Origin of the sequence: Wohlfahrtiimonas larvae (assembly GCF_002006755.1) — a bacterium.
Taxonomy (GTDB): domain Bacteria; phylum Pseudomonadota; class Gammaproteobacteria; order Cardiobacteriales; family Wohlfahrtiimonadaceae; genus Wohlfahrtiimonas; species Wohlfahrtiimonas larvae.
The window spans coordinates 1-14,483 of the sequence record NZ_MVDO01000138.1 but is presented as its reverse complement, the minus strand read 5'-3'; the positions used below and the strand labels follow the sequence as shown (position 1 = coordinate 14,483).

At 33.1% G+C, this 14,483-nt stretch carries 13 protein-coding genes; 10 read left to right on the top strand and 3 right to left on the bottom strand.

Annotation, left to right across the window (positions count from 1 at the left end; all coding sequences use genetic code 11):
* The 10 genes from BZK14_RS07960 to galE all read left to right on the top strand — a co-directional run.
* The coding region (locus tag BZK14_RS07960) for a lipopolysaccharide biosynthesis protein (RefSeq protein ID WP_077925986.1) at window positions 1-1,237 on the top strand (1,237 nt) is incomplete at its 5' end.
* Complete coding sequence (locus tag BZK14_RS07955; RefSeq protein ID WP_077925985.1) at window positions 1,227-2,102, top strand: glycosyltransferase family 2 protein; 876 nt, start codon at window positions 1,227-1,229, stop codon at window positions 2,100-2,102. The genes BZK14_RS07960 and BZK14_RS07955, both read left to right, overlap by 11 nt.
* A 9-nt stretch (window positions 2,103-2,111) precedes the next feature.
* Window positions 2,112-3,128 (top strand): glycosyltransferase family 2 protein, encoded by a 1,017-nt coding sequence (locus BZK14_RS07950; RefSeq protein WP_077925984.1) that lies wholly within the window; start codon window positions 2,112-2,114, stop codon window positions 3,126-3,128.
* Window positions 3,125-4,204 (top strand): glycosyltransferase family 4 protein, encoded by a 1,080-nt coding sequence (locus BZK14_RS07945; RefSeq protein ID WP_077925983.1) that lies wholly within the window; start codon window positions 3,125-3,127, stop codon window positions 4,202-4,204. Before BZK14_RS07950 ends, BZK14_RS07945 begins: the two co-directional genes overlap by 4 nt.
* A gap of 28 nt (window positions 4,205-4,232) precedes the next feature.
* Complete coding sequence (locus BZK14_RS07940) at window positions 4,233-5,294, top strand: glycosyltransferase (protein ID WP_077925982.1); 1,062 nt, start codon at window positions 4,233-4,235, stop codon at window positions 5,292-5,294.
* Window positions 5,281-6,447 carry a glycosyltransferase family 4 protein gene (locus BZK14_RS07935; RefSeq protein ID WP_077925981.1) on the top strand — a complete coding sequence of 389 codons (1,167 nt, stop codon included), beginning with the start codon at window positions 5,281-5,283 and terminating at the stop codon, window positions 6,445-6,447. The genes BZK14_RS07940 and BZK14_RS07935 overlap by 14 nt, the downstream gene beginning before the upstream one ends.
* A gap of 19 nt (window positions 6,448-6,466) precedes the next feature.
* On the top strand, window positions 6,467-7,345 hold the full coding sequence (galU, locus tag BZK14_RS07930; RefSeq protein ID WP_077925980.1) for a UTP--glucose-1-phosphate uridylyltransferase GalU: 879 nt from the start codon (window positions 6,467-6,469) through the stop codon (window positions 7,343-7,345).
* On the top strand, window positions 7,342-8,511 hold the full coding sequence (locus BZK14_RS07925; protein ID WP_077925979.1) for a nucleotide sugar dehydrogenase: 1,170 nt from the start codon (window positions 7,342-7,344) through the stop codon (window positions 8,509-8,511). Before galU ends, BZK14_RS07925 begins: the two co-directional genes overlap by 4 nt.
* Window positions 8,508-10,127 (top strand): glucose-6-phosphate isomerase, encoded by a 1,620-nt coding sequence (gene pgi, locus BZK14_RS07920; RefSeq protein WP_077925978.1) that lies wholly within the window; start codon window positions 8,508-8,510, stop codon window positions 10,125-10,127. Before BZK14_RS07925 ends, pgi begins: the two co-directional genes overlap by 4 nt.
* Entirely contained in the window at window positions 10,120-11,139 is a 1,020-nt protein-coding gene (galE, locus tag BZK14_RS07915) for a UDP-glucose 4-epimerase GalE (protein WP_077925977.1), read from the top strand. The genes pgi and galE overlap by 8 nt, the downstream gene beginning before the upstream one ends.
* Window positions 11,140-11,178: 39 nt before the next feature.
* Here galE and BZK14_RS07910 read toward each other — a convergent pair whose 3' ends face one another.
* From BZK14_RS07910 to BZK14_RS13330, 3 genes are all read right to left on the bottom strand, one after another.
* A complete protein-coding gene (locus BZK14_RS07910) occupies window positions 11,179-12,159 on the bottom strand; it encodes an acyltransferase family protein (RefSeq protein WP_077925976.1) in 981 nt (326 codons plus the stop codon).
* A complete protein-coding gene (locus BZK14_RS07905; protein ID WP_077925975.1) occupies window positions 12,149-14,032 on the bottom strand; it encodes an acyltransferase family protein in 1,884 nt (627 codons plus the stop codon). The genes BZK14_RS07910 and BZK14_RS07905 overlap by 11 nt, the downstream gene beginning before the upstream one ends.
* 17 nt (window positions 14,033-14,049) lie before the next feature.
* The coding region (locus tag BZK14_RS13330; RefSeq protein ID WP_281249108.1) for an SGNH hydrolase domain-containing protein at window positions 14,050-14,483 on the bottom strand (434 nt) is incomplete at its 5' end.

Sequence of the window (14,483 nt, the reverse complement as noted above, 5' to 3'; positions counted from 1 at the left end):
AACTGAAGAAGATAGTTCTACTGTTTTTTATATAAATTTAGCATGGGCATTTCTGATTTATATAATTTTATATATATTAGCGCCTTATATTGCTCAGTTTTATAAATTACCAGAGCTCACAAGTATTGCAAGAATTCTCTTTTTAGTAATATTCATTAATTCATTAATGGTGGTTTTTCGAGCCCAATTGACTATAAATTTAGATTTCAGAAGCCAAACTGTTGCCGCAACTTATGGTAGTGTCCTTAGTGGAATATTAGCTGTCTATTGCGCTCATCAGGGGTATGATTATTGGTCGATTGTGATTATGTTGTTGAGTAAAAGTATTATTGTATTATTGGGGCTTTTTTATTATAGTCATTGGATACCCAAGTTATGTTTTAGTAAAAACTCATTTTTATCTTTATTTAAATTTGGGTCTTATCTTATGCTAGCTAGTATGTTAGCAACCGTAGTTAATAATTTATCTACAGTATTAGTGGGGCGTTTTTTTAATGCAACTAATGTTGGCTTTTTTACACAGGCAACTAATATTAGTAATTATGCATCTCAAGTTATTACGTCAACATTACAAAGTGTAACATACCCTGTGATGGCTTCAATAAAAGATGAAAGAGAACGTTTATTATTAGTGTATCAGCACCTAGTTGCGATTACTATGTGTATTTCTTTACCGTTATTAGTAGGTTTAGCCGCAGTATCGAAAGAGGTTGTTATCTTATTTTTGGGAAATGAATGGAGTGCGGTGATTACTGTTTTAATTGCATTATGTTTTGCTCGTGCAATTACTCCTATTAGTGCAATTAATATGAATATATTGAATGTAATAGGAAGATCAGATTTGTTTTTTAAAGTAGATCTTTGTAAGATTCCTATATCATTATTAGCAATTTTTATTGCTATCCCATTTGGTATTTCAGCTTTAGCTTGGAGTTCAATTGTTACATCGCTTCTTGCTTTTTTTATTAATGCTTATTATCCAGGAAAATTATTTGGTTTTGGGGTAATGCAGCAATTAAAAGTAGCTAAGAACTATATTTTATCCTCAGGTATTATGTATGCTATTTTATTTGCTATTTCAATAGAGAATATTTTTATATCATTATGCATAAAAATAGTTGTTGGTATAATTGTTTATAGTTCTTTCTTATTGATTATGAAAGATGCTGTATTTATTGATTATGTATCAAAAATCAGCACATTTATGAGAGGAATAAAACATAAAAATGAGCTTTGATGATCAACCTTTAGTATCTGTTATTATTCCTTGTTATAATCATGAGCGATTTGTTCAAGAAGCCATTCAAAGTGTTGTTGATCAAGATTATCAAAATATAGAATTGATTATTATAGATGATGGTTCTAAAGATAATTCGGTACAAAAAATTGAAGAAATGCGTGAAGTATGTGAAAAACGTTTTGTTCGTTTTGAAATTAGATATCGTCCAAATAAAGGTCTATGTAAAACTTTAAATGAAGGAATAGAATGGACAAGAGGTAAATATCTATGCACTATGGCATCAGACGACATTTGGATGAATTATAAAATTAAAGTTCAAGTCCTATATTTGGAAGAAAATCATGAAAGTATTGGTGTATTTGGTGGTGTTAAATTTATTGATATAGCCGGAAATATTACAACATCAGTATCACGAGAGACAAAAAAATTTAATTTTAATGATATTTTTTTACATAAACATTTGCTACCAGCTCCAACAGGTTTGTGTAGGAGAGATAAGATTGTAAATGTTGGTGGTTATGATGAAAACTTAGTAATTGAAGATTGGAGTATGTGGTTAAAACTGACTGAATACGGTGGGTCTTTAGATTTCTTAAATGAATATTTTGCTTTTTATCGTAGGCATGATGATAATCTTTCAAGTAAAATTGATATTATGCATACTGGCCGTCTTAGTATTATTGAATTATATAAAGAGCATCCTAAATATAAGCATTCTTTATTTAATGCATATATACAGTCCTTTATGGAAACTGAAGGTAAAGATAAAAATCTCTTAAAGAAAGCTATTTTTATTTCACCCATCTTTATTTTCTCAAGAAAGTTTATGATTGCATTTAAATTATTGTTAAGAGGAATATGATTGATATTTATGAGAGAAATTGATGATAATGCATTAGTATCCATCATTGTGCCTGTTTATAATGTTGAAAAATACATCACTAAATGTATTCAAAGCTTACTAGATCAAACATATAAAAATTTTGAAGCAATTATTGTAGATGATGGTAGCCTTGATAATTCAATTCAAATTGCAAAATCATTAGTTGGTGATGATTCCCGTTTTATTTTCTTAGAGAAAGAGAATGGCGGACAAGGTTCTGCTCGTAATATAGGTATAGATCATGCCACAGGTCAATATATTAGTTTTTTAGATTCAGATGATTATTTTAGTCATGATTTTTTGAAAAAAATGTTAGATCCATTACAAAAAAACGCTTTTATAGATATAACAATGTGTGGTTATCAGAGAGTTAAAGAAGATGGTTCTATAATTGATAGTTTTATGCCAAATATTACCTACTATAAAAATAATAAGGATATATTACTATCATATGAATATATTAATTATGGTGTATGTAATAAAGTGTACCGCATGGAGGTTTGGAACAATTACCGCTTTAATACAGCCATCACTTATGAAGATAAAGAAATATTGCCTATAGTTATACATAATTGTTCTTTGCATTTAATAGATGAATATTTACATTTTTATGTTTATAGAAAAGGTTCCACTATGAATACATATTCGAGGCAGAAATCTGTATCGAGTGTTTTGTATATATATGATAAATATTTAGAGTTTTTAACTACAGAAAAGTTATATGAGCAATATAAAGATTATTATGAGAAGTCATATATAAAATTTTGTTTTTATAGGCAAATATCTATGTTGCTATCATTCTCTGATTCATATGTACAAGATAGTAAGTATTTAATGAAACAATTAGATCTAAATATAATTGCAAATAAAAAAATTATTAGATTATTTGGCATGTGTTCTAAGGTTACTTTGTCATTACTTATGTTTAAAGTTTCCCCGAGATTACTTAAGTCTTTGTATGCAGTGCAACAAAAAATTAAGTCAGTTTTGAAATTTAATCAATGAAAAAGAAAATAGTTTTTTTTACTGAATCAATGGAATTGATGGGTGGAATGGAAAGAGTTATTGCTTTTCTTGCCAATCAATTTCAAGATAAATATGAAGTTATTATATTAACTATGTATGGGAAAACATCACCATATTTTGATGTATATAGTACTATAGAGTCACTAGATATCCATGTTCCGCCGACTAATATTATTTCAAAATTGAAACGATATTTTTTAACATGGTATAGACTTCGATCATACTTAAAGATACATTCAGATACTGATTATTTTATTGCTAATTCTCCAGCTTTGTGTTGCTCAACAATATTATCAGCTCTGAGTTTAGATAATAATATAAAATTTATTGCATTTGAGCATCATAAATTCTCTTTTCCAGGAAGACTATGGCAATTTATTAGGGCAAAAAAATTTTTTAAATATCATAAAGTAATTGCTTTAACATCTACTGATAATGATAAGTATCTAGGGATTAATTGCTCCTCAGTGCATATTCCAAATGCATTATCTATTGCAATAGGGGAACAATCGAAGTTAATCCATAAAAAAATAGTTGCTGTTGGGCGTTTAGAACCAGTCAAGGGATTTGATAAACTATTATTGGCATGGAAAAGAGTTGTAGATATTTACCCAGATTGGATGTTAGAAATAGTTGGTGCCGGTAGTGATTTTCAAAAGTTAAAAGCTTTAGCAATAAATTTAGGTATTATTAAAAATATTGTTTTTTGTGGGCATACGTTAGAAATGGCACATAAGTATACAGAGGCAAGTGCCCTAGTTTTAAGTTCACAACAAGAAGGTTTTGGGTTGGTTTTAATTGAGGCCATGGCACATGGATTACCTTGTATTAGTTTTGATTGTGATTCAGGGCCTAGAGATATTATTGAAGATAGTAAAAATGGTTATTTGGTTGCGGATCAGAATATTACTGATATGGCTGAAAAAATTAAACAATATATTGCATTATCATATGAAGAAAAGTTGATAATGTCACAATATGCCAAAGCAACATCTTTGCAATATATGCCAGAGATCATTATTGATCGATGGAAACAAGAAGTCTTAAATGACTAGATAAATTCACTCGTAAGTAAATTTAATAATGAAAATATTATATGTTGTGACAGGTTTGGGATTAGGTGGCGCTGAAAAGGTTGTTGCTGATTTAGCGGACCAAATGGTTTTGCGTGGTCATGTAGTTAAGATTGCTTATTTGAAAGGTGATGTTTTAGTTAAACCTAAATCAGAGCATGTTGAATTAATTTATTTAGGATTAGAGTCTGGAAAAAAATTGATCGCAGCATCACAGAAATATCGTCAATTGATTCAACAATATCATCCTGATGTTATCCATGCACATATGGTGCATGCAAATATTTTTGCGCGTTTAAATCGGATAGGATGCAAAGTCCCGAAGTTGATTTGTACGGCGCATAATTCTAACGAAGGCGGTAAAATTAGAATGTTAGCCTATCGTTATACCAATTTTTTATCTGATTTTAATACAAATGTTAGTCAAGAGGCGGTGCAAGCTTTTATTGAAAAAGGTGCATTTACATCTCAAAATGCAGAGCATATTTATAATGGTATTAATTTAGAAAAATTTATTTATCAAGTGTCTAAAGAACAACAGGAAAAAATTTCACTATTGTCAATTGGGCGGTTGAATGAGCAAAAAGATTATCCTAATTTATTGAATGCATTAGTTGAAGTTTGTAAAGTATTTCCAAAGATTCATTTAAATATCGCGGGTGAAGGTGAGCTGCGTTCCGAAATAGAAGCATTAATTGAACAATTAAAATTAAATCAATATGTTACATTGTTGGGACGTAGAGATGATGTTCCTTCATTAATGCAACAAGCTGATTTTTTTATATTGTCATCAAAATATGAAGGGTTTGGATTAGTAGTTGCAGAGGCGATGGCTTGTGGTACTTTTGTCATTGCAACAGATTGTGGTGGTGTGAGAGAAGTTATGGGTACAACAGGTTTACTAGTATCCCCTCAAAACAGCCAAATGTTAGCAGATGCAGTTATTCATGCAATAGAGTTATCTGAAGCTGAAAGATTAGATAACAATAATGCTGCATTAGCTCATGTGAGAGAGAATTTTGATTTGAATAAAGTTGCGCAAAAATGGGAGCAAATTTATGAATCAGAATAAGCAAACAATTGTATTCATTGGTACAACAGCGGCAAGTGTTTATGGGTTTCGTGCAGATCTGATTCAATACTTAGTCAAACTGAATTGGCAAGTTTATACTTTAATTTGTGAGTATCATGAGTCGGAGCTCGAAAAAATTAAAGCATTAGGAGCAATTCCTGTGCCTTATCCAATGAGTCGTGGGGGATTAAATCCTTTAGCAGATTTAAAATCAATGTTCGCACTCAAAAAGATTATTGTTACGATTCAGCCAGATATCGTATTTTCGTATTTTACTAAACCTGTAATTTATGGAACATTAGCGGCAAAATTAGCAAAAATACCTAAGATTGTTGGCATGATAGAAGGTTTAGGGACACCGTTTACAGTGCCGAAAACTGGGCAAACGGCAAAAATTAAGTTAATTCAAAAGGCGCAAGTGTTTTTATATCGCTTAGCTTTTCCATTCTTAGATAAAATTATTTTTTTGAATCCTGATGATCCTATTGATTTAATAGAAAAAAATAAAATACAACATAGAAAAGATTCGGTTGTTGTATTGGGTGCGATTGGTTTGAATTTGCAAGATTATGCATATCAGCCATGGGATGAAACACAGCCTATTTCATTTATTTTTATTGCTCGGTTATTGGCAGAAAAAGGTATTTTTGACTATGTCGCAGCTGCTAAAATCGTTAAAGCACAACACCCACATATTAAATTTACAGTGATTGGTGGGTTAGATAAAGAAAATCCTAATGCATTGAAACAGAGTGAATTGGATGAGCTTGTGGCAATGGGTATTATAGAATATCCTGGTTTTGTGACTAATGTTGCTGAATATATACGAGAGAGTGCCGTTTTTGTTTTACCTTCATATTATCGTGAAGGTGTGCCAAGAAGTACACAAGAAGCGATGGCAATTGGTCGTCCAGTTATTACGACAGATGTACCTGGGTGCAGAGAGACTGTTATAGATGGCACGAATGGATTTTTAGTGGATAAATGGGATCCCGAGGCTTTGGCAGAAAAAATGATTTATTTTATAGAAAATTCTTCTCATATCAATAGAATGGGCAAAGAAAGCCGTGAATTTGCTGAAGAAAAATTTGATGCTGACAAAGTGAATCGAAAATTGTGTAAACTATTAGGTATTGAAATTTCTGAACAATAGATTTATTGAAGTGAGCACTATGATCAAAAAAGCTATCCTCCCTGTTGCCGGCCTTGGCACACGTTTTTTACCTGCAAGTAAGGCTATTCCTAAAGAAATGGTCACCGTTGTTGATCGCCCTGCAATTGAGTATGTTGTGCGTGAAGCTGTTGCAGCGGGGATTGAACAAATTATTTTAGTGACACATAGTTCAAAGGCATCCATTGAAAACCATTTTGATCGTAATTTTGAATTAGAACATTCCTTAAAGCAAAAGAATAAATTGGATCTATTGGCTGAGATTACAAATATAGTGCCTGAACATGTAAGCATCATTAGTGTCCGCCAACCTGAACCATTGGGATTAGGACATGCTGTTTTATGTGCCAAAGATGTGATTGGTGAGGATGACTTTGTTGTATTGTTGCCAGATGTCTTGGTAAAAAATCAAGTGCATCATAATGATTTGACTAATATGATTAAACGCTATGAAGAAAGTAATGCTGCACAAATTATGGTGGAAAGTGTACCTGATCATTTGGTAGATCAATATGGCATTGTGGATGTTGCGAGTATCCCAAGTGAAGGGCAGAGTGAAGTGATGCGTGGTATTGTAGAAAAACCTGCGATAGGTATAGCGTCTTCGAATCTTTCAGTAATTGGTCGTTATATTTTACCTGCACGAATTATGCAATTATTAGAAAAAACACCACGCGGTGCAGGTAATGAGATTCAGCTAACAGATGCTATTGCAATGTTGCAGAAAGAAGCGAATATTGAAGCTTACCGCATGCAAGGGCAAACTTTTGATTGTGGAAGTAAGTTAGGCTATTTGAAAGCAGTTTTACACTATGGTGTGGATCACCCTGTGTTAGGTGATGAGTTTAAATCGATGATTAAAGCGTTGGATTTATCATGAAAATAACAATTTGTGGTGCAACTTTACAAGCAACCACATTAGTGGCGATACTAGAGCGGTATGGGCATAGAATTGTTTGGTACCATGACAGTGAGGATATGGGAGTCCTTCCTACAATGCCAAAAGATACCGATTGTTATATCTTTTGTTATTCACCGATGGAAAAAAATAAAGCTATTGCATGTGTGACACAGATTGCTTCGTTGAATTTGAAAGATCGCTTGATGATCAATGGTTCAACTTTTGGTTTGCATGGCACGGCGGAATTACAACGAATTTCGCCCAATGATCAATGGGCTTATTTTCCTGATACGATACAAGAGGGCAACGCTATTGCGAGTTTTGTGAATGTGAAACAAGCCATCGTAGGCTGTGAATCTGAGCAAGCTAAACGACTCATTAAGGAAATCTTGCGCCCAATGTTTCCATTGGATCATCAAATATTGTTCATGCCAATTCTGGATGCTGAATTTGCAAAATTGAGCATTTCAGGCATGTTAGCAACACGTATCAGCTATATGAATGATTTAGCCAATGTCGCTGAGAAATTGGGTGTGGATATTTTAAATGTGAAGCAAGGTATGGCAGCCGATAATCGTATCGGTGCATCATATTTATCACCAGGAGTGGGGTTTGGTGGTGAAAACTTTTCACAAGATATTTTGATGCTCTCGAGTGAAGTTTTGAAAACAGGTGCTAAAAGCCGTTTATTAGAACAAGTTTGGGAAATTAACGAAGATCAAAAAGAGATTCTATTTCGTAAACTTTGGGATTATTATCAAACGCAACTTAAGGGCAAAACTGTTGCGATTTGGGGGGCAGCATTTAAGGAAAATACTGCGAGTATTCATAATTCTCCTATTCATAAGATGATTGAGGCATTATTGGCGCAAAGTATCAATATTCAGTTGTTTGACCCGCAAGCCGCTAAAGAGATGTCAGAGCATTATGGTGATGTGATTAAAATCGTTGATGATGAATATCAGGCATTACAAGGTGCAGATGCATTGTGTATTTTGACCGCATGGCAACAATTTTATAATCCTGATTATCAGTACATGAAAATGCTGATGAATCATCCTTTGATTTTGGATGGTAGAAATATTTATGATCCAGTATTTATGCGTGATCAAGGTTTCATTTATGAAGGTATTGGCCGAGTATGAAAATTCAGCAACTAGCAGATCAACTAAAATCTGTAAACTTATCAACATTATTTAATGATTCTGACCGTTTTAATGAGTTCTCACAAAGTTTTGAAGGATTGACTTTAGATTTTAGTAAACAGCGAATTAATCAAGATTCTGTGAATTCTTTAATGAATTTAGCCAAAGAGAAACAATTGGATGATTGGATTCAGCGGTTATTTTCTAAAGAATGCATCAATGATACAGAACAGCGTGCGGCCATGCATTGGGCGCTACGTTTACCTAAGGAGCATCAAAAATATCCAGATTTAGTTAATGAAGTGCATGCTCAATTGGAGAGAATGTATCGTTTAGTTGAACAAATTCATGCAGGGCAATATCGTGGTGCAACGGGTGAAGTTGTCACAGATGTTGTAAATATTGGAGTAGGGGGATCAGATCTTGGCCCATTAATGGTGACGCATGCCTTATCCGATTTTAAAGTGAAAACAACTAAACCATTATCGATACATTTTGTGTCTACAATGGATGGCAGCCAATTATCGGATTTATTGCATCAATTGCGTCCTGAAACAACACTGTTCATTATTTCATCAAAGTCCTTTGGTACGATTGATACTTTATCTAATGCTGAGACGGTTCGTGCTTGGTTAATGAAAGCATTAGGGCATGATCAAATAGTATTGCATAATCATTTTGTGGCTGTTTCTACCAATATTGAAAAAATGACAGCTTGGGGTATACATCCTGATCGACAATTTTTAATGTGGGAGTGGGTTGGTGGTCGTTATTCTTTGTGGTCATGCATTGGTTTACCCATTGCTTTGACGATTGGTGTTGAAGGTTTTAAGAATTTCTTAGCAGGTGCTCACAGTATGGATGAGCATTTTCAATCTGCTCCATTTAGTGAGAATTTACCTATATTATTGGGCATGTTAGGTGTTTGGAATACTAACTATTTAAATATTCAAACACATGCTGTATTGCCATATGATGGCAGAATGAAATATTTTGCATCGTATTTACAGCAACTTGAAATGGAGTCTAACGGTAAATCTATTCAACGCGATCAAACAGAAGTTACATGGACAACTTGCCCGATTGTTTGGGGTGAGGTTGGGCCAAATGCTCAGCATGCATTTTATCAGTTGTTACATCAAGGTACGCAAGCTGTTAGTTCTGATTTCATTGCACCGATTCAGCGCTACACTGCCAAACAATTTACGTATGCAGATAATGAAGATGAGTTAATTGAACAGCATCATTTGGCATTGGCAAACTGTTTAGCACAGTCTCGGCTGTTAGCGTTTGGTAGTCAATCATTGTCAGAAGATGAATTGGCACAGTTGCCAAAATATCAATACTATGAAGGTAATCAACCAAGTTCTACTTTATTACTAGATGAGTTGAATCCACGGACATTGGGTATGTTGATTGCTTTATATGAGCATAAAGTTTTTGTACAATCTGTGATTTGGAACATTAATCCATTCGATCAATGGGGTGTAGAAAAAGGGAAGGCGATTGCTAACCAAATACTACCCATTTTAAATGGTGAATCAGATTCCATGGATGAGCTTGATGTATCAACCAAAGGCTTAATTCAATTATTATTAGGAAAATCAAATGGCTAATATTTTAGTAACAGGTGGTGCAGGCTACATTGGCTCTCATACTTGTATTGAGTTATTGGAAGCGAATCACCAAGTGATTGTTTTGGATAATTTATCTAATAGTTCAGAAGAATCTTTACGTCGAGTGCAGCAACTAACAAATAAAACATTAACTTTTATTAAAGGTGATATTCGTAATTCTGATGATTTAGATAAGGTATTTACTCAGCACAAAATTGATGCAGTCATTCATTTTGCAGGTTTGAAAGCTGTAGGTGAAAGCCAAAAAATTCCATTGGCATATTTCGATAATAATATTTCAGGCTCTATCATGCTTGTGAAGGCAATGGAAAAAGCGGGTATATTTAATTTGGTTTTTAGCTCATCAGCGACAGTTTATGATGAAGCTAATGTATCGCCATTGAATGAAAATATGCCAACAGGTATGCCTTCCAATAATTATGGATATACCAAGTTGATTGTGGAGCAAATGCTAGAAAAAACAGCTTTAGCAGATGATCGTTGGTCGATTGCACTATTGCGTTATTTCAATCCTGTAGGTGCTCATAAAAGTGGGATGATTGGCGAGGATCCACAAGGTCTTCCCAATAATTTAATGCCTTATGTGACGCAAGTTGCGGTGGGAATGCGTGAAACATTATCCATTTTTGGTAATGATTACGATACAGTTGATGGCACGGGGGTGCGTGACTATATTCATGTGGTGGATTTAGCATCTGCTCATTTGTTTGCATTGAATAATCGTTTGCAAAATAAAGGTTGCCGAGCTTGGAATATTGGTACGGGCAATGGTACATCTGTTTTGCAGGTCAAAGAGACCTTTGAAAAAGTGAATGGCGTTGCTGTGCCTTTTGAATTTGCTCCGCGTCGTTCTGGTGATGTTGCCACATCTTATGCGGATAATACAAGAGCCATCATAGAACTTGGTTGGCAAGCACAATATGATTTGAGCGATATGCTTGCAGATAGCTGGCATTGGCAAAAGAAAAACCCGAAAGGATATAAAAATTAGTTCTGAGGATAGATTATATTTATAATATGATTTATTCGTTCAGGAACGTCTTTTAAATATTCGGTTAATATTTTTTTCGATTAATTGATAAAATATATAGCCAAGTAAAATAGAAAATATCGAAATGCTGATAAAGACAAGTATGCCTGGCATATCAGGTGTTATCTTTATCAGTATTTTTGTCATCATCGGTAGTCCAAATACTTGTACAAGATATATGGAGTAAGATGCATTACCTAATTCTATTAACAGTTTGATATTAATATTTTGCATGAGTATCGCGGAGCATAGAATTATCGCTGACGGAATTCCCCAATAAATATAGCGTTCTGTTTGATCAATATGTGCATGGTATATAACAAATATTATTGCCAAAATGAGAGGTACCCAAAAGAAATTATTTTGATAGCCCTTTAAGCATTGAAGGCGGTCAAAGAGTATAAATATAGCACCTCCATACAGAAACTCTATTGCTATTGAGCTATACCAATTTATATAGATAGCACCCATAAATATGAGAGTAAGCATTACAAGTCGGTAAATATCTTTGATTTTGATGAATAGGGTGAGTGCAAAAATTAGGTAGAAAAATAGTTCATACTCTAATGTCCAACCTACATAGAGAGCTGGCACTTCATATCCAAAAAAATGACTTACAAAAAGTAAAGAGGTCACAACATGTTCTAAGCTATAGCCACTGACTCTGAAAAGAGAAGGGAGTGTTAGATAAAGAGTAAATATCACAAATGTAAGGAACCAATAAATAGGAACTATCCTTTGTATTCTATTGCTTAAGAATTCTATTGGGGACCGATGTTTTTTACTATTAATCATAAACATGATGTAGCCAGAGATCACAAAAAAAAGATCAACACCAAAGTTGCCCCAATAGCGGACATTGAATGTTAAATATTCATAATTCTCATAAGAGAAGTTATTTTTGATCACCCAATCTTGTGCATGAACTAAGACAACGATGATAGCCGCAAAAGCTCTGAGTATTTGTATATTAGTAATCATTTTTATTTTTAGATTCCATTTTTTTAATTATATCAAATATATATTTGCCAACGATATTGGCTCCATATGTTGATAAGTGTCCCATGTCACTAAACATTGGTTCATTATTGATTAACATTCTACAACCTTGGTCTGAACATAGCCCTTTATTAGGGTCTATAAAATATACATTGCTATATTGTTCAGTGATTGTGATGAGTTGCTCATTAATTAGGTTATTTGTTTGTGGAATGAATTCAGGACAAGATTCGGAAAAAGAATTTAATTCTCGTTCTGAGAGGCATTCATAAATATTATAATTCGGACGAGTATATACTCCTATTAAGTATATATTTCGTTGAGGATTATTTTCAGCCATTTGTTGAATAATTTGTTCTAATGCAATGATATATTGCTTTTGCGCTTTGTTACTTCGAAAATCTATTAAATTAGACTGTGCATTTTTTAGTGCTAAATGATACCCATCCCAGCTTTGTATCCATACAATGGGCTGATGTTCTTTGGTTTTATCAATATATTGATAAAAAGAATTAGCAAAATCAGTACAATTTTTTAGTATTTTTTTATCAAGGTAAACGTAATAGTCTTGAGTAAATAAACATGCATCTGCATACCAAGTCTTTGTATGAATATTATTATTTAAAAGGTATTTAGTGTATTGTCGGGCGTAACTATCACCAAGCATTATATAATCAAATGATGTGGCTTCATTCGCATTAGTATAAGCGACTTGATAAGCAGGAAAGTCACCTCCTCCATAATATAACTGCTGAAATTCTTCTGCTGTTAGATGGTATTGGTCTACAACTCTAAAAGAAGCCCCTTTTGTTTTATAAATGCCATAAATAGGAATAAGAGCTACAAATACACTGATCAGTATATATTTAACTTTCCATTGGCGATGTTCAATCACATAATAAGATGCAAGAGAAAGAGCGAATGTAATACATAAAAAAGTAATGACATTAATTTGTAAGTTATAGCGATAATTAATAAACAAAATTGGCCAATGATATAGGTACAGAGAATATGACCATAACCCTATTTTTTGGCAGACAATATTATTAGTTAGGAATGAATTGTTTTGTGATTGAATCAATAAGTATGCCCCAATTGTAGGCAGTAATGCCATATAGCCAGGCCATGATGTATTTTCTGAGATAATAAACAATGATACTATGATAAGAAGAAAACCAATAATTTCTAATGTAACTTGATGAGGCTTATGTGTAATTCTGAGTGGATAGAGAAAAATGAGTCCACCCAATAACATCTGCCAAATTCTAGTAGGTAATAGAAAATAAGCTGTAGATGGCGATATAGGGCTTAAATATATGGAAAATATTAAAGAAACTGTTGCCATCATGATAATGATGGGTTTAAGAAATTTTTGAGATAAAAATTTCGCAAAAACGAGTAGTACGGCGGGATAAAGTAAATAAAATTGCCATTCTACAGATAACGACCATGTATGTAGCAAAGGTTTACTAAGTGCTTCAGTATCAAAATATCCTGCGGATGCTTTCCAGTAGAGAAAGTTAGAGATAAATAATAGGCTTCTAATCGATTCTTTTGACAGTTCTCGATATGAGAGCGGTCCTAGAAAAAAGTATCCTAAGATGATTAGTAACAAAATTAATGTAAAAAGGGCAGGGATAATGCGCCTAACTCTTGCACTATAAAACTTTAGGATTGAAAAATTTTGGTTGCTTAAACCTCTGAAAATAATACTTGTCATTAAATAACCTGAAATGACAAAAAAGATATCAACACCTACAAAGCCACCAGGTAACCATTCTTTATTGAAATGAAAGAAGATTACTGCTAAGACAGCATAAGTGCGTAAGCCATTAATATCTTTTCTAAATTGCATCTAGTTATCCCTTAATATTACTGATCTGTATGTTGAAGCGAAGAATCTTCATATTTTTTTATTTCATCAAATATATATTTACCAATAATATCAGCACCATATGTAGATAGGTGACCTTCATCACTAAATATTGGCTCTTCATCGATCAGCATACGGCAGCCACGTTCATCACAAAAACCTTTATTAGGGTCTATGAAGTAGACATTATTATATTGTTTTGCAATCTTTTGAATATGATCATTAATAGGGTTAGACTCTTTAGGTGCAAATTCAGCACATGGCTCTGTAAATCCCGCAAGTTTATTAGCTGATAAGCATTCATAAATATTATAAGTTGGGCGAGTATAAACACCAACTAAATAGATTGTTCTATTTTTATTTTTAAGAATCATATTATTGATGCCTTTAATAATTGCATCATAGTATTTTTGAGCATCTATTTTGACAGTTA

Excerpts from the sequence above, each read along its gene's own strand:
- BZK14_RS07955 (WP_077925985.1), top strand. The coding sequence starts at position 1,227 with ATGAGCTTTGATGATCAACCTTTAGTATCTGTTATTATTCCTTGTTAT.
- BZK14_RS07945 (WP_077925983.1), top strand. The coding sequence starts at position 3,125 with ATGAAAAAGAAAATAGTTTTTTTTACTGAATCAATGGAATTGATGGGT.
- BZK14_RS07905 (WP_077925975.1), bottom strand. The coding sequence starts at position 14,032 with ATGCAATTTAGAAAAGATATTAATGGCTTACGCACTTATGCTGTCTTA.
- BZK14_RS07950 (WP_077925984.1), top strand. The coding sequence starts at position 2,112 with ATGAGAGAAATTGATGATAATGCATTAGTATCCATCATTGTGCCTGTT.
- pgi (WP_077925978.1), top strand. The coding sequence starts at position 8,508 with ATGAAAATTCAGCAACTAGCAGATCAACTAAAATCTGTAAACTTATCA.
- galE (WP_077925977.1), top strand. The coding sequence starts at position 10,120 with ATGGCTAATATTTTAGTAACAGGTGGTGCAGGCTACATTGGCTCTCAT.
- BZK14_RS07935 (WP_077925981.1), top strand. The coding sequence starts at position 5,281 with ATGAATCAGAATAAGCAAACAATTGTATTCATTGGTACAACAGCGGCA.
- BZK14_RS07925 (WP_077925979.1), top strand. The coding sequence starts at position 7,342 with ATGAAAATAACAATTTGTGGTGCAACTTTACAAGCAACCACATTAGTG.
- BZK14_RS07910 (WP_077925976.1), bottom strand. The coding sequence starts at position 12,159 with ATGATTACTAATATACAAATACTCAGAGCTTTTGCGGCTATCATCGTT.
- BZK14_RS07940 (WP_077925982.1), top strand. The coding sequence starts at position 4,233 with ATGAAAATATTATATGTTGTGACAGGTTTGGGATTAGGTGGCGCTGAA.
- galU (WP_077925980.1), top strand. The coding sequence starts at position 6,467 with ATGATCAAAAAAGCTATCCTCCCTGTTGCCGGCCTTGGCACACGTTTT.